Raw genomic sequence first — 22,876 nt, 5'->3', positions numbered from 1 at the left:
ATTATCTATTATTATATATAACTTCAATAAACCTCACAACTACTATGTTCTATTATATAATAGTACCAACAAGTACTTAAAAACTGTTATAAACTTGTTGTCCATCATATAGGTCATCATTTTCGAACTCAGCTTTCAATTGATCCGATATTGCATTCTTTTCTTCAAAAACGTATCCAAACAGGCCATCCGGACCACTAAAGTCCCATTCAAAATTTTTTTCATTGGTAAAAACATTGTCCAGCTCCAATCTATCCTCTACATACCGAAGTATTCCTTGGTGAATTTTTTTCATCTGTTGATATTTTTTATTTTCACCTTCTGCAAAAACAAGCTTGTTATTTGTATCTATTTTAACAAAAGTGTTATCTTGATCGGTCAAAATTGATTCCATTACTAAGTAATGTTTTGATAACTTTGTATCCAAACCGTATGAGGTAATGTTGCCAAATGGGGCTGATATACATCCTTCTTCATAGAAATCATTGGGAAGATTCATCGTAGCAAAGTAATATCCTTGCACCTTTTGCTCAATAAGCTTTTCCAAGTGGTACTGAACTGTCCCACCTGCTACAAAATCGAAGAGTCCTTGTTTTGATTTATCATTTATGCCCTTTGCCCTTAAATAATTTAAATAGCTTGCCCTTTCTATAGCAGCATTTTCTAAGATTAAACGTTCATACTGATCTAAAAGCTTGTTAGTCTGTGTTTCTGTGTTTTCCCAGATTCCATCTTCCTTTGCTAAAATTCCGAACCTTTCTTGAAAAAAGTTCTTTATACTGCCTGAAAATTTACGTTTAGTAAGTCTATTTATATCTGCTCTATCTCTTATAGCAGCAACTGTTACTGACCTGCGTGAAGTTTTAAAATAAATAGCATTTGGTAAATTAGTATTCTTTTGTTTCATTTTCTCATAAATTAAATATGGCAGCCACCCATCTCTAGATGCAAATAGCATTTGCTCTATATCATCCTGCAATATCTGATTTATGAGCCACAACATATACTCATAAATCAAAGGAGCTATGAAAAAATAACCTAACTCCTGTAGGTTGCCTGCCTTAACATACCCATTTTGTCCAGAAAGTGCAAATGGATTATTAAAAAATGAAGAAATAAAATAACCTACATTCTGATTCCACCTTAAGCCCCCTGGCTTGACTAAAATACTCTGCATTGAAGAAGCCATCAACAGCTCGTAACTGCTCATAATTAAAAATGTATTTATTCCTGCGCTCTCAGCCATTTCCCCATCTGCTATCCGGTTATCGCCAATATGTAGTATACTCTCTTCTGCTTCCTGTCCAAGCTGTTTTCTCACTTTTAACTTTAATATCTTAAATAAGCCGCCATCTTCTTTTGTCACATCATGCTCACAAGAAACGATTATTTCATATTTCTCCATAATTCCACAATGCTCAAGAAGTTCTCTCAACTCTTTTGAACTATAATACATGTCTGATACCAAAAATATTTTTTTCCCCTGTCGCATGGCATAATTCAGCATTTCTATCATAATATCACGCTTAACTAAATACTTCTTTTCGTCTTCAAATGATAGTCTGTCATGCTTAATAAGTCTTCTCATTATCAAAGTATCAAATATGTCAAATGAAATCACCTTATGTTGATCGATAGCTTTCTCTAAAGCCTTCTCACTGACGCTCCAATACGGCAATTCTTCGTTGTCATATTTCAATCCGTCTTTGCAAAGTTTAGTGCCATCAATTTTATATACTTTAATGCCCTTTTCTTCTAAGAAAGCAATTCTGTTATAAATAATATTTACAACAGAATCTCTCGCTACAATTACTATCTTAGGTCTTAGTTCTATAATTTCTTCATATGAAAGTACTTTTTTGCCAATTTTAAACTGTCCCACTGAATCTTGATCCATAAGCCCTTTTATATTTAAATTGCTGCAACACTGCAAAATAGCCTCTGTATTTCTTCCTATTCCATATAAAACAAGGGGACTTTTATCGTCCCCTTTAAAATGCTCTTTAAATGTTTTTGCCACAAATATCTGCTCTTTTTCTAACATGATACCACTCCACCTACAATTTATCAGAAACCCTTATATCCATTAATCGTTTCAAATTTTCATATTCGTCTCTCTCTACCAGTGTATATTTTGATTGTTGCATATTTCCCCCAAGCTGTATACCAGCTGGGATTACTTTTGTTGGAAAATGTCCACAATCACAGAAATTACATGCATCCGCATAGTCTACAAAATAAAGCCTATCAATTTTTTCTACAGTTTGCTCTTTGCAGTCTGTTGACTTTAATTCTATAAAATCATGTTCAGAAACATATGCCCCCAAAGCATGCATCCTAGCACTTCGGCCGCAAATATAAAGTTTTCCATTAAATATTGCTTTGATTACTCTGCCTTGATCGCAGTTTAAATACTCATAACGCAAGATTTCTTTGCTCTTATCCCTAAAATCAGTGTTTCCCATGTCAGTCCAAAACTGCTCTGATAAAACTTTAAAACTAATCCTTCGTTTCTCAAAACTAGCCACTAGTCTGCTCATCTTTTCAATATGACCATAATCACTAATCTCAATAAAGACTTTAGAATTTTCAAGTAATGGTACTACTTCTTCCTTGGGAACCAAGGTGCTATTAGTTATCATAAGTATTCCATCAAGTTTAGGCTGCTTTATCAGATATTTTAGTAATGTCTCTAATTCTGGGTACAAAAAAGGCTCTCCACCAACTGTTAAACGAATACATCTATCTATAGCATTAAAAAAAATATCTAAATCCTGGATAATTGTATCTATATTTAAATCTTGTGGATTTTTAAAGTAAGGTAGCAAAGATGAACAATCTTTACATTTCATGTTACATCTAGTCGTCGGCATAATCATAATACGCGGAATAATAGCTGTTTTTTTACCATTTTTAAAGTTTTCTCGCAAAGTCTGGCATAACTCTTCAGTCTTATTGTTTATATTCTCCAGCTTCTCGTTTTGAGCCTCTAACACTGATTGATATTCCTTTACAGCCTCATCCACAAACCTCGTTTCAAAAAACTCTATACTTTCAGTTGTAAAGTTAAGCCTTAATAGTGGGTATATGTAAAGCTCAATCTCATTTAATGCCTGTATTTCAGCTAATTGCTTAGAGATAACATCAAAATGGGAGCTTGCTATAAGAACAATAAGTTTTTCTTCATCCTCGCCAGTAAGATATCTTTCAATTTGATTGGGGGCAATAATCGGATATTGCCATCCCCTCCATAAAAAATCTTTCCCCTGTTTTTCACAATCATTATCTACACATGCCACTACTGCCTCTGCAATTTCTTCATTCACCAAAGCCTGTTTAGCCATAAGGCCTGTACCAAAACAGATTACTTTTAAATTGTTATTTTTGATTTTCTCAAGCAGTTGGGCTTGAGTACAGTTAATTATTTTCATAATACATATATTCTCAATCTTATTATTTATAATACTATAATTTCTTTCGTACAATTCATTTCTTGTATCTGCTGTTTGATGTTTTCTGCATCTTTAAAGCAACATATTATTATAGCTTTTGCCTGAGTATAGTTATTAATGTCTTTAGGTGATACAATTTCCTTATCATATAATTCAGTACCATATTTCAAAGGATTATTGTCAATAAATGCTGCAATATTACATTTTTGTAAATCTGAATTTAACAATAAATTCATAGTAAATGCACCTGTTCCCCATACTAATATCTGACTATTTTTATCAATATATAGCTTTAGCTTTTTATTGTATTGCTCTGTTTCTTTTTCCTGCCTATGCAAGTAATTCTCTATGGAAGCTCTTGTAATTGTATCTAGCTTAATATCCTCCTTACTAACAGAACTGTATTTAAATATAGCAAATATATCAACATAATTTTTGTCATCTATAATTTTTACTGCATTAAATCCATTTTTACTCATCATATTACAAAGCGACAATTTAGAAAAATAATTAATATGCTCTTGATTAAAATTATTTGATACTGGGGTATTATCAAAATTCAAGTTTTCACAATTAGGAACTCCAATAACTAAATGTCCACCTTCCTTAATGCATTTTGAAATACACTTTAATGCTAATGCTGGTTTAAGCAAATGCTCCAAAACTCCTGTAAGAATTATTACATCCATTTTCTCATCAACTACTTCTTGGAGTCTATATATCGAACCTACATAAGCTTTTATCCCATGTTTTTTTGCATTTTCTACACTTTCTATGGAAGGATCTACCCCATATATTTTATAAAACCCCTCTTGATGTAAATTTAATAACAGTTCAGCTTTTCCAAAACCAACATCTAATATTCTATCTTCCTTATTAAAGTTATTATTAAAAATTTCTTTTATAGAATTTTTGGGCAAATTATTCAATGAATTATCTACATTTGATATACTATAATAATTGTAATTATTATAGTAATTATCATAATCTTCTAGTGTTGCCAATGTATCCGCATAGCAAAACCCACATTTTTCACAATAAACCACATCATATTCAGATTGAATCTTATATTTTTTTGGTAAACAATAACTTATTTTTTTTAATACCTTTAAATTATACTTCTCTTCACAGATTTCACAAACACGATGCTCTACCCTATTCATTCCATCCTCCTATTCTTGCATAACAAACAGTATCATCCCAAATTTCTGTATGATGTCTTAAAATGAATTGATATTCAGGAACATATTCTTTCAGCATTTTGGGGATTTCCCATAAATCAGAAACATTATGATACACACAAATTGCACATATTGGTTTATTTCTTTTTATAAGATTTCTTGCACCTTGCAAAGCTTCTTTCTCGCTGCCTTCAATATCCATTTTTAAAAAAGTAACACTTTTATTTTCAAACTCTTGGTCTAAAGTTACAATCTTTCCATGCATATTTCCATTTAATCCAATGCGAGTACATCCGCAATTAAAATTATATACAATATCTTTAACTGTAGCCCCTACTCCGCAATTATGAGCCACAATCCTATTCTTAATAAAATTAGGTAACTTTTTTATATTATTCTGTAAAATTTTAAAATTTGTAGCGTCTAATTCATAACATTCATAACTCTTAAATTTATGATATTTTATAACATAAATTAAATCTTCAAGGGTGTCTCCTGTAAATGCACCACAATCAATCATTACTTGCTGTTCCCCTAAAAAATTTCCTTGGTTTAAAAAATACTGTGAGCGATTACATAACTCTTTAAAACTAGTTTCTTTCTCGATTTTTTTTTCATCTAGCTCAAAGACCTCTCTTATATGACACCACAAAATCTTACATGATTCTTCATCATCAAAAAAACTAAAAAGTTCTTTGATATTATCAACAATTCCTTTTGCACCTATTGATTCAACCAATAACATAGATTCTAAAGAAAAATCTAAATGCATCCGAAAAACAATCTCATTAAGTTTATACTTTTCCAATTGCTCCTTAATAGCATTAAAATGTTGTATTCCTGCTGCTACAAAACATAATCCCGAAATTGTGTTACTTAATGCTTCTTCCACAGACACTATTTTTATTCTAGTCCCTTTTTCAGTCAAAAAAATGCCTTGTTTATTTAAATCATTATCACAAATCAAATCAATTTTAACACCAATTTTTTCTAGATAATTGCAACATTTTTCACCCATACTGCTTGCACCAAAAACAATAACTTTTCCTCCTGTGGAAACTTGCCAAGTTGTCCACCTATTATATTCAAGTTTTGTTTTTTCTTTGAATGAAATAATTATTTTTTCAATCTCATCTTTAATACATTCTTTATAATTCATATATAATACCTTAATAATTACTTTCTTAATGAACGCTATTTCTATTTTTATTATTATAAAATACTTACACTTTTATTTTTTGTGCGATTTTCTTTTCTACTCCATCAATTTTATCATAGCCACTACATATACAATGTCTACAAAAATTTATTTGACTTCTATCCTTTTCTAAATGCAATAATTGAAAGTTTCTCAATTGTTTAGATTGCCATAATTCCTTAACTTTATCTGTTTTTACATTACCATACGAATTAGCAAATTTCCAATCATTTGGGCAAGGGCACACTTCACCATTAGCATGAATCATCATCATAGTTAGTGCAAAAGAGCATTTTGTATAATTCCTTCTTTTCCAAATCCAATTATCCGTTTCAATCAATTTACCTTGTGGCATAACCATTTCCTCAAACTCTGGCCAGCCTTCAACTATATCTTCCACAAATGTAAAATCCGTAATTGGAGTATAAATATCAAAAAATCGTTTAGTATCTTTTTCATTTTTTAAAGTAGCATTAACAATTTTAGCTGCAATTTTAGTTTTGCCTCGGCTCTTATAGTATAAATCCTTAATATTTTCCAAAAAATTTTCATAATTTAAATCTACACCGCAAAGTTTGTTATAATCTTGACTATCTAGTGCTTCTACAGAAATTCTTATTAAGTCTATCCCAGAGTCAACTAGTTCCTGATTTAATTTAGGATTTAGTAAAGATCCATTAGTTACTAATCTAATTTCTCTACATGCCTTTTTTTGTTTTATGTACTTTGCCATTTTACTTATATCTTTATTTAAAAGAGGTTCCCCAAATCCATATAGATATATCACCTTTACTTGCTCTTCAAACTCACAAACATCATCTATTACTTTTTTAAACAATTCCAAAGACATTATCTTATGTCGTTCTTCTTTTTTATAATCTGATTTATTACAAGGGCAAAAATTACAAGAAAAATTGCAAGCGCCACAGGGGTCAATAAACATTACAAAAGGAGCTCTTAATGGCACAGCTTCTTCTAAATTCACTCTCATGTTTCTCGTTTCATTTCGTTGTTCTTTTAATAATTCCATCCCTTAACACTTCTAACCCTTTCCGCAATAATATGTCTTACATCATCTATATCATCTTCTGATTCGCAGGCACAAATATTACAATATGGTATTTTGCTTCTATCCATCTCCAAATGCTGTAATCTAAAATTTTTAAGCCTATCTGAATGCCATAACTCAACCAGATTATTATGATTTAAATCTCCATATTGTGTAGCAAACTTCCAGTCATTACAACAAGCACTTACTATTCCATTTGAATGAATTGCCATCTGAACCAAAGGCTTTGTACATACATAATTTCCTCTATCTTTATAAGAATTCCATTTTCTAAAGTTCACTTTAGTATTATCTGGTTTTTGAAATCCATCAAATCCAGGGAAGGCATCTACTACATCTTCAATAAAAGTATAATCACTTATAGAATCAAATAATTTATAAAAATTATCTATATCCTCCTGTGTTTTTAACATTACCTCTACAATTTTTATTGAAACTTTCAATTTTCCTCTGCTTCGTTTATATAAATCTTTAACATTATAAATTAATTCATCAAAATCAAAATCTACATTACATATTTCCTTATAATGGCCTGCATTTAGACCTTCCACCGAAATTCTTATTAAATCTAATCCACTATCCACTAACTCCTGATTCATTTTAGGATTTAACAAAGAGCCATTTGTGCATGTTCGTATATCTCTGCAAACCTTGCTTTCTTTCAGGTATCTAATCATTTTAATCAAGTCTTTATTTAAAAAAGGTTCACCCCACGCCCATAAGTCAACCACTTTAACCTGATTCTTAAAGCCCTTCATATCATCAACTATTTTCTTGAAAAGTTCAAAAGACATTGTTTGATAGCGTTCTTCATTCCTGAAGCTACTTTTCCTACAAGGGCAGAAATAGCATTCAAAATTGCATTCACCACAAGGATCAATATATATTACATAAGGAGTATCTAAAGGCACTACGGTTTCTAAAGGCGTCCTTACATTTTGTTCTTCAATTTTCATCATATCTAATCATATTCCTTACGCATTATTTTTCCATTTGTTCCGCAACACCTATAATCTCAGCATCAAAAGGCATTTTACAAAATTTACAAGCCTCGGCTGTCTCTGCACTCTCAAACAGTTCTAACTTTACAGCTAACTCTTCCTGGGTATAGGCGTGTATACTAATCCGATCATTTTCTTCTTTAAAAATATCTAAAATTGTTCCCGCATAATGATGGGAGCATCGATATAAATATCCCTCATAAAGTCTGTGGCAATCTCCCAGATAACAATTTTTAAACCTATTCTTTAATTCTTCATCACTTTCCTTTATATAATCATATGTAGAAAAATCCATCCAACTTGTGCAGTTTCCTTCCTTATGTAAAACTCCTTTACGTTTTAGAAGTTGTTTTGTTTCTAATATATTATTCTGTAATTTTTCTGGTATTGTATCTCCATAATTGGAAACATATATAACAATTCTAGGATTCTCCAGTAATTTAATAATTTCTTCGTTTGGAACTACAGTCCCCGATGTGAAAATATGAATAATCCCTACATTTTCTATTTGCATAATGCCTTGTAAAATTTTGTCTAACTCTGGGTGCAAAAGTGGTTCACCACCCACCAACTCCACTATCCCTAAGAATTCACAAGATGCAGCTACTTTCTCAATATCTTTTAAAACAGTATCCTTCTTAACAAATTTTTTCATTATCTTACTCACATACGGTACCGATTCGTTACAACATTTGCAGCTCAATGTACATACTTGTCCAAGGATATATCCTACAGTTTTGAAATTTTTTGAGGCATTAGTTTTTTTACCAGTAAAATGATTTAATTTCTGAGCATATTTTTGCAATGCCCCACACTCATTTTCAAAAACAACACATTCATAACAATTTGGTAAATAAATTTCCTGATCATTACATGCCTTATTATAGCAAATAGCACTTTGTAAAATTTTTTGAATTCTTAATGCAAAATGAGGATTCTGAAATACTGTACCTAGTTTATTGAAATCATCTAACATTTCTTTTTCACGGAATTCACCTACCGCTAAAAACACTTCATATTTATTAGCTTGATTAAGTAATTTAATTGTATTTGTAGCACTAACCTCACATTTTTCAAACTTACAGTTTCTATAATTTTTATCAACAATAGTTGCAACTTTAACCCCCAACTCTAAGAACAAATTATAGACTTCCTGTCCAACAACCCCTGCTCCATATATAATTGCTTCTTTATTTTTAAAGCACTCTTTAAATTCTACTATAACATTCTTAGCAACCTCATAGTCTTCAATCATATCCAAAGCTAAATATTTTGCCTTCCACTGTCTAATATCCATCTCCACTTTCTCCTTCCGTGCTTATGCCTTTATAATAAAGCTTCGCTCAAAAAATGCTTAGCCTTTTCCCTTTCTATCTCTATCCTAGCTTTAGTCTTCAGAAAATCAACATCTAAGCTTAATCCACCTAAATCCGTTTCACTATTAAATCTTCTATCTTCCAACCCTAGCATTTCAGTTAAATCCAAAACTCGTGATAACATATCGCGCCTAGCGGTATATGTGTAAAACGGTCGTTCAAATAATATAGAAAAGACTGTACCATGAAAGGAATTCGTAAATACCAAGCTTGCATTCTTAACATATCCCAGAAACTCTTTAGGCCCTGCAAAAGCAAAATTTTTCGAACCATTTACAAATACTCTGTCAGGATAATCTGCAAAATAGTGTATTACTTTAAGTCCAAACTTTTTAGCCAACACATTTCCATAATCTACAGCAGAAGAATCATGTGTCAAAAAGTATAAAAGTAAATATGGCTCTTTCATATCACTATTCTCACTGATAATCTCTGAGTAGTCCTCTATGTTAAGTAACATAGTAGGGTCTATCACCCTTTCCACCTTTTTATGTGTAAACTGTTGCAAATAATTCTGGTGCGTTTTTTCTCTTATAGAGATATAGTCCAAATTTGGTATTAAATCTGCAAACATTTTATCATTCACCGTTTGTTTCTTAGGGTTTAATGCCATGCTTGCAGCATAAGCTATTTTCACTTTATTGCCTTTTACAAAATCTAAAAAATATGCTGGATGAAACTTTGTAATCTCAGGATTCCAAATTTGATCACTACCTGTTATATAATAGTCATAATTAAAATTAGATAATTCGCTTTCATCTATAGATTTTATTAACAGATTTAAATATTCTTTTCTAAATTGGTTGAAAAGGTCTTGTTTCTTTAAATACTTTTTCTGTAAATCTAAGTCTTGAAAATAGATATAATCTTGGTATTCAGGTTGAAAAGGAATAATATCTGCTTTACATTGTCGATATTTTTCAAGATATTTTTTTAAAGCAAATGCCTGCAATACAGATCCAAAATTTTCAAAATAAGGCACTGTAATAATTCCAATTTTTTTCATTTTGTTTCCTTTCCTATGCTAGCAACATACTTAATGACATTACCTTTTCCATTTTAACACCATAGTTCATTAAATCATTTAAAACATCCTGAAAATAAAAAATAGGAGTTATCAAAATATAACCGTCAAATTTGTATGGTATTTGTTTTATACCAATAACTGATATTCCATTAAAGCCATTAGGAAAATCTTTATATCGTCTATCTATAATATAAGATATATGTATATCTGAATTTTTCAATTCATCATACACATACTCACCTAGTCCACCAATACCATAAATCATTATAGTATCAATATCTCTTTTTTTTAGTATCTCCGACAATCCTTTTCCCTCTATTTTCAATTTAAGCCATTTGCAAAGTGTATTGTGCATATATGCAAATTGCTCTTTATCATAAATGTCGTTATACATTAAATTCTCCATTTCCTTTGTCTAAACTATTATCTTTTTAACACATTCCATGATTTTCCTAACATTATAGTAATGTTAGACTTGTTTTTATCTAGCCATTTTTTATTTTGAACATTGGTTTTAATAAAAACCTGCCCACCTGGAGATAAACTTTTAATAATTTTTTTATAAAGTGTAGCAAACATATTCTCATTTAAAAAAGGATCTTCCCATATAATATAATGAAACTTTTTTTCACATAAAAGATCGTCTAATTCAGCAACTTTATTAATAACAAATGCTATGTCACTTATTCCTTTTAAGTCCAATAAAAACCTTTCTTCATCTGTCACATTATAAAGTGTAACATCTTTATTATGACAATATTCCTTTAATTGCTCTTTCAATTTCAAGGAATTGCTTCCTATTCCACAATTAATACCAAGAATATCCACATGGTTGACCTCATTAGCAACTACTTGATTACACAATTCCACATCATAACAAAATCCAGTTCCCCATGGGTCAATTTGAAAAGCTTTATAAAATTCCTTACGTCCCTCCATATAAAATAACTGCTCATTTTTTTGTTGGATTTCATTTTTTAATGTTATAGATCCAAAATGGTGACAGTAAGCATCTTTCACTAACATCATTTTATACCCTTTACGACGTAATAATAACGAAATCCGATCGTCAGTAAAAGACTGCTCCTTCTCCGTATGTAAATAACCCAATATTCCTGGACCTTTTGAAGATAGAAATACTTCTGAACGGTATAAAGATATTGGATTACATAATCTAGTTCTTTGTTCCCATAAATAGGGGTTTTTCTGATTATTATTTCTCCCAAACTCCAACATTTGCTCCATAGTATTATATTCAGCCTCAATTGTCTGTAAATTACTTACATTTGGAGTCGTTGGTACTACCCAGGCAATGTTAGAATCCGACTTTATACAAGCAATCATATTTTCAATGGCCCCCGGAGTTATAACCACATCATTACTAATCTGCATTACAAATTTAGATTCTATAATTCTAGCCGACGCATCCATCCCACCACCATTTGTTTTAATATCTAATAATTTAGTTGGATTTATACTTTCGAAAAAGTCTTTTGTTCCATCGTTAGAACCATGATTTATTAAAATCAACTCGTATCTGCAATCAGAAGGTATATTTTTTAGTAGAGATTCTACACAAAGTTTTGTATACTCTAATTTATTATAAGCTAGCACAATAAAAGCTATTTCATATTTATATTTTCCTGTTTCTACTGCATGTTCAATATAATCGTTCTTAAAAAATTGAGCTCTATCCTTGAGTAAGTATTCTTGAAACCCATTTTCTTGATTTACCTTGTATCCCCAAATATAAAATTGGCCTAAAGCTTCCTGTAAAAGAGGAATCAGTTCAAATTCAATTTTATCCTGAAATCTCTGTAGCTTTCCTTCATTGAAAAAAAGCAATACTCTTAGCAAAGATTCTTCTATGGACTCAACCGCTGGAGAAAGTTTTATTCTACTATCTGATTTTTCCAATTCCAGACTATTAGCAAGAATCACATGAAGAGCTTCCTTCATATCATATGCTAGTTCATGCACCTGCTGCTCTCTTCCTGAAGAAGCCAGTCCATATAATTCACTAGAAGCTTGTTGCAAGGTATCCAACAAGTCTAGTATCCTCAATCTTAATTCCTCATTTTCCACGTTTAGCCTGCCTCCGTTTTTTCAATACATTTGCCATCCCTATTGTTATATAACAGCTTGACTAATTCTCAGTAGATTGAAGATTAGTCATCTTATTCGTCATACTACTATCCAAACATCTTCCGTTCAACTATTTCGCATATCATATGTCCAATAAGTATATGACATTCTTGTATCCTTGGTGTAATACTGCTTGGCACGCTTATGATATAATCAGCATAGTCTTTTACATCCTTTGTAACGTTTTCACCAATCATAGCTACCACAACAGCCTCTTTTTCTCTAGCAGCCCTAAAAGCTTCTACGACATTTTTGGATTTACCGCTAGTAGATATTCCAATAAAAATGTCTCCTTTTTTAGCCTTAGCCTCTATCTGCCTCGAAAATATATTATCAAAAGCATAATCGTTGCCTAGCGCCGTAAGTGTAGCAACATTAGAAGCTAAGCTTTCTGCATCAAGTGGGGGTCTGTTAAAGTAAAATCTGCTGACAAATTCAGTTGCAAGATGCTGAGCATCTGAAGCACTTCCTCCGTTGCCAGCTAATAAAACTCTGCCCTTGTTTTTATAGCACTCTGTTATTTTTTCCGCCACATTCACTATAACTTTCTGCAAATCTTTATCGAGCTTAATCTTATTTACTACTTCTATATGCTCTAACAAACTATTGGTAAAATCATTCCGTTCTGTAAGGCATTTCAGATGCTCTACAAGCTGCCAAACACATCCATCTCCGCCATCTTTACTTAAAACTAAAGTAGCTACCTCTTTAACCTCTGGAATTGCGTTATTAGGGCATACTCCCAAGCCTACATTGGCTACACCATCTATATCATATTTGCCATCACCCATATAGCATACATTTTCACGAGTGATACCTAATTCCTTGCAAATCTCATCAATTGTCTGTAGTTTATTGGAAATACCATTATAAAAGAAATCCGGCCTAAATCTTTCTTTAAAGAATTCTGTGATAGCAGTCTGCTCTTTTGTTAAAAAACCTAGTTTTAACCCCATTCGTTTGATTTCAAATGCACCATCTAGGTCTTTGAAATCAATCTGCTTTATTTCTTGTCCCTCCGAATTTACCAACACTTTGCCGTTTGTAACAACACCATCTATATCCAGAAGTACAACCTTTATTTCTTTTGACATTTTTACACCTGCTTAGCTTTTCTCAGTTTATTTACGTCTTAGCTTTTCCTTAACTGGTATTTCATCTTCAATACATTCAATTTTCCCTGTACCCATGGCTGATTCAATACACCTGATATCTCCTATCAAATGCTTCATTTCTTGTGGTTCAATAGAAGCTTTCTGATCGGAGCCCCACATATTTTTATCTAAAGTAAAATGTCTTTCAATTATACATGCTCCCATAGCCACAGCTGCTAAACTAATCGTTTCTCTTGCCTCATGCCCTGAATAGCCTATAGGAATGTTAGGATATTTTACCTCCAGAGTTTTTATAGCCTTTAAGTTTACATTTTCATTCTTAGCAGGATATGTGCTTACTGTGTGAAGTAAAATCAAGTTCTCTTGACCTAAAACGTTTACTGCATGTTCTACTTCAGCTTCACTGCTCATGCCAACAGACATAATGATCGGTTTATTTTTTGACTTTATATGCTTTAAAAGCCCATCATCAGTTAAAGATGCCGATGCAATTTTATAGCAAGGTGCATCAAATTCTTCTAAAAAATCTACTGAGGCTTCATCCCAAGGTGAAGCAAACCAAGTTATGTCTAATTCTTTACAATACTTATCAATTTCAGCATAATTTTCTTTTGAAAATTCCAATCCTCTTTTCAAATCACCATTTGTAGGTCCAAAAGGATTTTCTCTTAGCTTTTCTAATTCATCCTTTGTATAGACAACATCCACTGTTCGCTTTTGGAATTTAACAGCATCACAACCAGCCTCTTTTGCTTCTTTAATTAGTTTCTTGGCTATATTTATATCTCCATTATGATTAATGCCTATTTCTGCTATTATATAGCAGGGCTGCCCTGCTCCAATTTTTCGGTCTTTAATGCATACATTATTCATACTAAACATCCTTCCCTTATAACGGTTTACAATAACTTTTATGGCTGATAGCTCGCCAGTACTTTGTTGATCCCCTCTTCAAAACTTATTTTAGGTGAAAACCCAGTGTCCCTTTTAAGACTTGTAATGTCTGCAGACAAAAACATTGGTGTATTTTCATTATAAGGAACGGCCCCAAATTGTATTGACACATCAGGGTTTACTACCTTTTGAATTTTTTCTGCATATTTTTTTAATAAAACTTCTTCTCCACTTCCCACATTATAAATCTGAGAGGCTTGTCCATACTCTGACAATAAGTATAAGGCTTTAGCACAATCATCTATATATAGATAATCCCAAATCTGCTCTCCGTTGGTCAGCTTAGGGCTTTCTCCTTTTAGGAGTTTATTTATCATAGACATTACTAATGTTGAGGAAGCATCCATAGGACCATATATGCTTAATATTCTTGCCCATACATGTCTAATTTCAAGCTGTTCACATGCCTTTCTGCTCATAAGACCTGCACACAACTTTCCCATCCCATATCCTGTAATAGGGGAAACCGGAGTATCTGGTTTTAGCTTTGTATTTGCAAGACCATATTCAGCTTGACTTCCTGCTCCTACAAAAGTATCACACCCTAATGCACTAGCTGCAGATACTGCATCAAGGGTATATTGCACATTTTGGTTTTGAAGATATAGGTTATCTTTATCACCTGTGCCAGCCCATGCCAAGTGGAAAAATACATCACATTTCTCATTTATCTTACTACTTAGTTCTGATAAACGCTCTAATTCACATTCTACAATTTCAATTTTATCACTTTTAGGTATCCTGTATTTTTTCTTCGAATTTGGCCTGCATACGGCGTATACTTTTTTACCCTGTTTTATTAATTCTCTTAAAAGCCCTGAAGCGATAAACGAGGTTGCTCCAGTCACTATATAAGTTTTACTCAAATCTAATTCACCTAAGTATCTTTCTTGCTTCATATTAAAGATTTTCCACCTCTAATTCTCTTTTTAGTTCATCTTCTTGCAGAAAAGGAAATAAATCTTCCAGAGGTGTACTCACAATGCTTCCATCAGGTAATACTTTGCTGGTTGACCTTGGTGACACTATACAGAATGGGTCTATATGCACATCACACAAAAAAGCACCCTGACTAGAAAGTACCTCTTCAACTGCTCTTTCTAAACTTTCTGGTTTTTCTACTGTATTACTTTGTATCCCATATGCTTTAGCCAACGTTTCCATATCAGGCAGCAAAAGACCAGTTTCCACATTACTGCCTATATATCGTCCTTCAAAGTGATTCCTCTGCATGTTTCTTATAGATGAATACCCTTGATTATTTACTACGAATATCTTAATCGGAAGATTTCTCCCTGCTATAATAGCAAGTTCTTGTATGTTTAGCTGCATACCTCCATCACCCGTCACTGTTATAACAGGATTACCTGTAGCATAATATGCACCAATGGCCGCCGGCAGTTCATATCCCATAGAACCTAATCCATGATTAGAACGGACTTTTTGCCCCTTTTTTATTCTTAAAGCCTGATAGCAAATCTCTGCTACCGTCCCTGCACTAGATGGCACTATTACAGTATTCTCTTCTGCCTGCTTTGAAATTTCTTCAATTAAATCATAGGTAGAAATCTCTGAAGCGTTCATAATGCCTAATGCATTTGCAGGCTTGCTGATTGGATATTTACTTTTCCATTCATGGATTTTATTTATCCATTTACTAAAATCACAATCCAGATTAAATTCTTTATTGTTTTCTATTTGATCTAACATTGCCTCTATTACAAGTTTTACATCGGCCACAATAGGCATGCCTATTTTAGTCTGTAGCTTATAAATTTCTGTTTCATCTATCTCCACTACTATTTTTTTTGCTTTGACTGCCCATCGTGATCTGTCAAATCCTGTGATAGAGAAATCTAATTTACTACCTAAACTTATGATTAAATCCGATGTCTGCATAGCAAAATTTGCTGCGCGTTCACCCAATGTTCCACATTTTCCTGCAAATAATGGATGATTATTTGCAAGTAGGTCTACAGCTTTCCATGTAGGAATAACTGGTATGTTTAGTCTTTCTATTAAGTTATAAAATTGTTCTTCAGCTCCGCGGATTCCATTTCCTGCAATTATAATAGGACGTTTAGACTTTCTTATATAGGACAGTATATTTTTTGCTTCCTCCTGCAGATTCGCTTTTGTTTCGGTGGGTTCCGTAAAATTTATTAAATGGTCTGGTTCTATATTACTCCCCTGTATATCCAACGGTATATCAACCCAAACCGGACCTTTTCTCCCACTATTTGCTTCATACCAGGCTTTTTCTAAATGGTATCTGATAGAACTTTTATCTGTAACCATTACCGCATACTTAGTAATGTCTTTAACAATTCCTACAATATCAGCTTCTTGAGAGCCATGTGAACGAACCCCAAAATGGGTTTTTAAATCACTGGTTTTTACCTGACCTGAAATAAAAATGCAAGGAATACTATCTAAGTAAGCTGATAATACTCCGGTGACCGCATTTGTTCCTCCTGGGCCCGTAGTTACTAGAGCTGCCCCCATATGTCCGCTAGTAAATGCATAACTTTCTGCTGCTATGGCCACGCTCTGTTCGTGTAAAAGATTTACAGCATTTATTTTTTTACTTTGTGCCAAAGAATCAGCTAAATGCATACAGCCACCACCAGGTACAAAAAACATGGTTTCTATTTTTTTATCTTCTAAAAATTTTAAAACATAATCTGATAATTTCATATTTTGCCTTTCTCTCTTAGCCTGTATGCCAAATTAAACTCTAGCATTTCTTATAAATTCATATATTTTTTCAATCATATAATCAATCATTTCATCTGTCATCCCTGGGTAAACACCTACCCAAAAGCTGTCTCTCATGATTATATCTGTATTCGTCAGTGCTCTTACTACTCTAAACCCATGATTATCTTTACGCATTTCATCAAAGCATGGCTGTTTAATCATATTACCCGCAAACAGCATTCTTGTCTGTATTCCATTATATTCAAGGAATTGTACCATTTTATCTCGTGATACTCCTTCTTTACAAGTCAACATAAATCCAAACCAACTGGGTTCTGAACTTTCCGTAGCTTGTGGAAGAATAATTTTATCCTCAAGCTCTTTTAACCCGTCTGCTAGTCTATTAAAATTATGTATTCTCTTTTCTATGAATTCAGGCATTCTTTTCAGTTGCTCTACTCCAATGGTTGCCTGCATATCTGTCGCTTTTAGATTATATCCAAAATGGGAATAAACGTACTTATGATCATATCCCATTGGAAGTTGTCCATATTGTTTGTCAAACCTATGTCCACATAAGTTATCCATTCCTGAAGGACAGCTACAATCTCTGCCCCAGTCCCTCATGGATCTGATTATTTTATTTAGCAATGGATTATCTGTATAAACAGCTCCCCCCTCACCCATGGTCATATGATGCGGTGGATAAAAACTTGAAGTACCAATGTCGCCTATAGTCCCTGTATAATTCACTTTATCATCTAAAATGTATTTAGACCCTAAAGCATCGCAGTTGTCTTCAATTAACCATAAGTTATGTTTTTTGCAAAACTCCATTACTGCTTTTATATCGAAAGGATTCCCAAGAGTATGCGCGAGCATCACAGCTTTTGTCTTATGGCTTAAAGCCTTTTCCAATAATGTAACATCTATGTTGTACTCAGGTATGGTTACATCAACAAATACTGGAATAGCTCCATACTGTACTATAGGTGCAATAGTGGTGGGGAATCCAGCTGCAACCGTAATAACCTCATCACCACGCTTAATTGTTCTTTCTTCCAATAACGGTGAAGTCAATGCCATAAATGCCAACAGATTAGCTGAAGAACCTGAATTTACCAAACAACAGAACTGGGATCCTAAATAATCTGCAAACTCCCGTTCAAACTGCTCTGTATGTTTCCCTGCGGTCAGCCAAAATTCCAGTGCACTGTCTACTAAGGCACTCATTTCTTCTTTTCCATAAACTCTTCCCGCATAATTTATTCGATGACCCGCCTCATAAGGTTTCCTTTGATGATACTTTTCAGCATATTGGGCTACTAATTTTAAAATTTGCTTTCTATCTGAAGCTTCTTGCTCATTAACCATATTCTCTCCACTAAATTAAATCTATTCTTTGCGATTATCTTGAATAAAATCTTTTATTTGCTTCTCCATGCATTGCCGATTGTCACCATTCTGGTGATAACACTTATACCATTCAGCAGTCTTTTCTATTGCCTTTTCTATATTCCACCTTGGCTCATATTTAAAAGTTTCTCTTATTTTTCTTGAATTTAATTTTAAAAAATTAGCCTCATGTTTCTGTTGATTTTCAGTTTCATTTTGTTGCACTTGCCAACTTAAATCATCTTGCCATTCCTTGCAGAACATTTCTACCAATTCTTTTGTTGTGATGCAATCCTCTTCTTTTGGTCCTATGTTATAAGCTCCACTATAAGAAATATCTTGGTACTGTCTCATGGCAATTTCTAAATATGCAAATAACGGTTCCAATACATGTTGATACGGTCTGATAGCATTGGGATTCCGAATAATAATATTTTCATTAGTATTCATTCCAAGTGCCGTCCTTGCACAATCAGGGATAATTCTGTCCTTTGCAAAATCACCGCCGCCAATTACATTTCCAGCTCTTGCCGTAGAGATAGCCACTTTTCTTCCCGACTGAACCTGCTCAGAGAAAAAGCTTCTTCTATAACTTGCAGTTATTAATTCGCTGCAGGATTTACTGTTGGCATAAGGATCATATCCATCAAGCCTGTCATTTTCAATGTAACCTTCCTGTCGTTCCTTATTCTCATACACCTTATCAGTAGTAACATTTACTACTGACCTTACAGAAGCACAATTTCTAACCGCTTCTAACAAATTTACGGTTCCCATAACATTCACTTCATATGTATATCTTGGATTAACATAGGATTCTCTTACCAAAGGCTGAGCCGCCATATGAAAAACAATTTCTGCTTTACTATCATTTAATGCCTGATTAAGTGCTTTTAAATCTCTTATGTCTCCATAAACTGACTTAACATCTTTTTCAATACCTGCCAATCCAAAAAGGTTAGGTTCACTCTCTGGTTGCAAAGAAAACCCAGTTACCTCAGCTCCTAAGTAACACAAAACTGCACAGAGCCAGCTTCCCTTAAATCCAGTATGACCTGTTATAAATACCTTTTTATCTTTGTACACCTACTATACCTCTCTATTGGTTGGATTGATAACTAGCTTATCTTTATTTTCATTTAATAATGCGGCTAAATAGGAAAAACTGCTGTTTGAAATAATCATATGTTTACAAGTGCTCATAAGCTGCATGTCAATATAGTTATTCTCCCTATCATAATTTCCATCCACATAAATTGCTTTATCCTTTCCTAGGTTTAAACCTAGTGTTTCCGCATTTTCTTTGCACCAATTTAAATCATCTGAAAATATATAAAAAATAGCGTCATTAAAATTGTTTTTCATAACATTAACAGCATTTGCATAGTATTCTTCAGATAATGCCCATCCAATTGTTACAAAATCCCCTCTGCGAATATGTACTGCAACTGAATTAGTTTTCACAATTGCTTCTTGATACTCCATATTTATTTTATCTGTAATGCTTGGAAACTTTAACTCGTGTCTTAATATCTCACTATTAGCTGCAAACCATCCTTTATTTATCCAGTACCCTGAATAATATAAATCTAAATCCCTAGGTAAATTAGAAATTTGCGGAGAGAATTCATTCGGTGGAGCATCAAATATATTTCCATTAAAAGAGACTTCTCCAGTCTCCCTTATTACTGATATATTTAAGCCTGCATCCAGAAGCTGCTGCTCAATGGATATTCCTAAACGCTTATTTTCCATCATATAATTCCAAACATCTGCAGTAAACTGTTTACTCAATAAACTAGCTTTTGCATTGGGAAACACTTTCTCTATCTCATAACCGTTATGGACAGTTACAATTCCACCTTTTTCTTCTTGTTTTCTTTTTTCTTCCGTTAGATAAAAGTAGGAATCATCTAGGAAACATATTTCTCCAGTTGATTCCTCAATATATCTAGCAAAAATATACTGAAAAACCTGATTCCCTAACCCACCATTAAATAATGCAATTTTCACATGCTTCTCCTTATATACTATAGTTGTTTACACTTAAAATTTAATTTTTTTATTGTTTTATTACCACATTTTCCAAGGGGCTTTTCCCGATTCCCAAAGTGCGGTAAGCATTCCCTTATCTCTCTGTGTATCCATACACTGCCAAAAGCCTGTATGCTTATAAGCACAAGTCTTTCCTTCTGTTGTCATATTTCTCATTGGCTGTTTCTCAAGCACACAATTATCACCCTCCAGATAATCAAACACATCTGGTTCCATCACCATGAAGCCGCCATTAATCCAGCCACCATCTTCCTTGGCTTTTTCTACAAAGCCATTTAATTGTTGCGTTTCTTCATTTATATCAAGCATGCCAAAACGCCCTCCAGGCTGGATGGCTGTTATGGTTACCATTTTTTTATTTTTCTCATGAAAACTTAAAAGCTTTTGTAAGTTTACATTGCTTACACCATCTCCATATGTCAACATAAATCGTTCATCGCTTATATACTTTTTAACTCTTGCCAGTCTGCCTCCGGTCTGGGTATTTAAGCCTGTATCAACCAAAGTAACTTTCCATGGTTCTGCTACATTTTGATGAATCTCCATTTTGTTTTCAGCGGTAAAGTCAAAGGTGACATCAGACATGTGCAGATAATAATCTGCAAAGAATTCCTTTATCATATGTCCCTTGTATCCCAAACAAATGATAAACTCATTAAATCCATAATAAGAATAGTGTTTCATGATATGCCAAAGTATAGGTCTGTCACCAATTTCAATCATTGGTTTTGGTTTTAAATGACTTTCTTCGGATATACGTGTGCCCAAGCCTCCTGCTAAAATTACTACTTTCATCTATACTATCCAACTCCTTTTGGTGACATTGTCTTCAATTCATTTTGAATATAATTCCTAAGTAAATTCTACATTTCATTAATTAATATATCGACATTTTACTACAAAACTTAACATTTATCTAGTATCTAGAAATTCCAAGTATTAACTGCCTCGTGTAATAAAGGCAGCTCTGACATCAAAGTATAAAATACCTATGTCAGGCTGCCTTTTTAAGTTTATGTTTTTTATATTGTTATTTAATTATATTTACTATAGTCTTTATCTGATTTATACAATCCAAATGATGATTTCCAATAAACAATCCACAATCGTGAATCTTGTCAGCATTTTTCAACTCTCCATATATACTGTAATCAAAAAACTTTATCACTTCATTTCTAGTAAAATTTCCTGCTACTATAGGCCTGCATTCAATATTTAATTCCCGAAACAGTTTTACTGCCTTTGTTCTTTCCTCCGAAGTATTAAATAGAATAGGGAATCCGAAATATGAACTTTCATCCACATTTTTCTGAGTAGATATATTACTTTTACTAGCAACCAATTCTTCAAAACATTTTCCGTTTTCTCTTCTATTTTCCAAAAACACTTCCAGCTTTTTTAATTGTTCTCTCCCAATAGCCGCCTCCATTTCTATAGGTCTGACATTATATCCTGGGAGCACAAAATTAAATAAGCTATAAAACTCATCTGCTGAAGTATTGAATTTGCTTTCTTTGCTAAGATTTCTTGTCCAGCCGTGGGAACGTATTGAAACCATTATTTCATAGAGTTCATCATCATCTGTGAGAATCATTCCACCTTCCATAGTAGCCATATGATGTGAATAAAAAGTACTAAAGGTTCCAAATACACCAAATGTTCCTGTGTACTTTCCTTTATACTTGGCTCCCATGGATTCACAATTATCTTCCATCAAAATCAACTTATGCTTTTCACATATAGCCTTTAATCTGTCAAATTCATTTGGATTGCCAAGCAAGTTAACTGCAAATACAGCTTTTGTTTCATCGGTAATAGCTTCTTCCAGCTTATCCAGATTAATATTCAAGGTTTCAACATCAACGTCCACAAATCTAAGCTTAAGTCCATGTTGGTGAAGCGGCGTATACGTGGTTGCCCATGATACAGCAGGCACGATTACTTCATCTTCCTTTGACAACCCATATTTTTCTGACAAAACAACAGCTGCTACTGCTATAAGGTTAGCCGATGATCCAGAATTAACCATTACAGCATATTTGCTGCCAAAGTAATTCGCAAATTCTCGTTCAAATGCAGCCACTTCATTTCCCATACTGAATCTATTACTAGCAATCACTCTATTAATTGCCTCTATTTCTTTCTCATCCCACGTATCACTTGCAAGTGGATAGTTAATTATCATATCTTTCCCCATTTTCTATTGTG

The 22,876-nt window shown here is 33.1% G+C and carries 19 protein-coding genes; all 19 read right to left on the bottom strand.

Annotated elements, in window-relative coordinates:
• Positions 1-76: 76 nt before the first annotated feature.
• Positions 77-2,044, bottom strand: a complete 1,968-nt coding sequence (locus tag RTW14_RS01675; RefSeq protein ID WP_312647717.1) for an HAD-IA family hydrolase — start codon at positions 2,042-2,044, stop codon at positions 77-79.
• Positions 2,045-2,057: 13 nt separating this feature from the next.
• Positions 2,058-3,431 carry a radical SAM protein gene (locus tag RTW14_RS01670; protein ID WP_312647715.1) on the bottom strand — a complete coding sequence of 458 codons (1,374 nt, stop codon included), beginning with the start codon at positions 3,429-3,431 and terminating at the stop codon, positions 2,058-2,060.
• Positions 3,432-3,457: 26 nt separating this feature from the next.
• Positions 3,458-4,615, bottom strand: coding sequence for a class I SAM-dependent methyltransferase (locus RTW14_RS01665; RefSeq protein WP_312647713.1), 1,158 nt, complete (start codon positions 4,613-4,615; stop codon positions 3,458-3,460).
• Positions 4,608-5,792, bottom strand: coding sequence for an FkbM family methyltransferase (locus RTW14_RS01660; RefSeq protein WP_312647712.1), 1,185 nt, complete (start codon positions 5,790-5,792; stop codon positions 4,608-4,610). The genes RTW14_RS01665 and RTW14_RS01660 overlap by 8 nt, the downstream gene beginning before the upstream one ends.
• Before the next feature lie 64 nt (positions 5,793-5,856).
• The gene (locus tag RTW14_RS01655) at positions 5,857-6,861 is read right to left on the bottom strand and encodes a radical SAM protein (protein WP_312647707.1); all 1,005 of its coding nucleotides are present in this window, start codon (positions 6,859-6,861) and stop codon (positions 5,857-5,859) included.
• Positions 6,849-7,859 carry a radical SAM/SPASM domain-containing protein gene (locus RTW14_RS01650; RefSeq protein WP_312647706.1) on the bottom strand — a complete coding sequence of 337 codons (1,011 nt, stop codon included), beginning with the start codon at positions 7,857-7,859 and terminating at the stop codon, positions 6,849-6,851. The genes RTW14_RS01655 and RTW14_RS01650 overlap by 13 nt, the downstream gene beginning before the upstream one ends.
• Before the next feature lie 22 nt (positions 7,860-7,881).
• Positions 7,882-9,198, bottom strand: coding sequence for a radical SAM protein (locus tag RTW14_RS01645; protein WP_312647704.1), 1,317 nt, complete (start codon positions 9,196-9,198; stop codon positions 7,882-7,884).
• 29 nt (positions 9,199-9,227) lie between these two features.
• Positions 9,228-10,283, bottom strand: a complete 1,056-nt coding sequence (locus RTW14_RS01640; RefSeq protein ID WP_312647702.1) for a polysaccharide pyruvyl transferase family protein — start codon at positions 10,281-10,283, stop codon at positions 9,228-9,230.
• 13 nt (positions 10,284-10,296) lie between these two features.
• Positions 10,297-10,698 (bottom strand): hypothetical protein, encoded by a 402-nt coding sequence (locus RTW14_RS01635; protein ID WP_312647699.1) that lies wholly within the window; start codon positions 10,696-10,698, stop codon positions 10,297-10,299.
• A 29-nt stretch (positions 10,699-10,727) separates the two neighbouring features.
• The gene (locus RTW14_RS01630) at positions 10,728-12,389 is read right to left on the bottom strand and encodes a glycosyltransferase (protein WP_312647697.1); all 1,662 of its coding nucleotides are present in this window, start codon (positions 12,387-12,389) and stop codon (positions 10,728-10,730) included.
• A gap of 107 nt (positions 12,390-12,496) precedes the next feature.
• Positions 12,497-13,543, bottom strand: a complete 1,047-nt coding sequence (locus tag RTW14_RS01625) for an SIS domain-containing protein (protein ID WP_312647695.1) — start codon at positions 13,541-13,543, stop codon at positions 12,497-12,499.
• 27 nt (positions 13,544-13,570) lie between these two features.
• Positions 13,571-14,437: an N-acetylneuraminate synthase family protein gene (locus RTW14_RS01620; RefSeq protein WP_312647694.1), complete on the bottom strand. Its 867-nt coding sequence runs from the start codon at positions 14,435-14,437 to the stop codon at positions 13,571-13,573.
• Between the two features lie 38 nt (positions 14,438-14,475).
• Entirely contained in the window at positions 14,476-15,417 is a 942-nt protein-coding gene (locus tag RTW14_RS01615; RefSeq protein WP_312647692.1) for an NAD-dependent epimerase/dehydratase family protein, read from the bottom strand.
• A gap of 1 nt (position 15,418) precedes the next feature.
• A complete protein-coding gene (locus tag RTW14_RS01610) occupies positions 15,419-17,215 on the bottom strand; it encodes a thiamine pyrophosphate-binding protein (protein WP_312647690.1) in 1,797 nt (598 codons plus the stop codon).
• A 33-nt stretch (positions 17,216-17,248) separates the two neighbouring features.
• Positions 17,249-18,592: a lipopolysaccharide biosynthesis protein RfbH gene (gene rfbH, locus RTW14_RS01605; RefSeq protein ID WP_312647689.1), complete on the bottom strand. Its 1,344-nt coding sequence runs from the start codon at positions 18,590-18,592 to the stop codon at positions 17,249-17,251.
• Between the two features lie 21 nt (positions 18,593-18,613).
• A complete protein-coding gene (gene rfbG, locus RTW14_RS01600; protein ID WP_312647688.1) occupies positions 18,614-19,699 on the bottom strand; it encodes a CDP-glucose 4,6-dehydratase in 1,086 nt (361 codons plus the stop codon).
• 3 nt (positions 19,700-19,702) lie between these two features.
• Positions 19,703-20,626, bottom strand: a complete 924-nt coding sequence (locus RTW14_RS01595) for an alpha-1,2-fucosyltransferase (protein WP_312647687.1) — start codon at positions 20,624-20,626, stop codon at positions 19,703-19,705.
• A gap of 60 nt (positions 20,627-20,686) precedes the next feature.
• On the bottom strand, positions 20,687-21,463 hold the full coding sequence (gene rfbF, locus RTW14_RS01590; protein ID WP_312647685.1) for a glucose-1-phosphate cytidylyltransferase: 777 nt from the start codon (positions 21,461-21,463) through the stop codon (positions 20,687-20,689).
• A gap of 235 nt (positions 21,464-21,698) precedes the next feature.
• Positions 21,699-22,853: a DegT/DnrJ/EryC1/StrS family aminotransferase gene (locus RTW14_RS01585; RefSeq protein ID WP_312647684.1), complete on the bottom strand. Its 1,155-nt coding sequence runs from the start codon at positions 22,851-22,853 to the stop codon at positions 21,699-21,701.
• Positions 22,854-22,876: the final 23 nt, after the last annotated feature.

The sequence above is a fragment of the Aminipila sp. genome (assembly GCF_032051575.1).
GTDB lineage: Bacteria > Bacillota > Clostridia > Peptostreptococcales > Anaerovoracaceae > Aminipila.
Note: the sequence above shows the minus strand (reverse complement) of the source record. Positions and strands in the feature narration are given on the sequence as shown.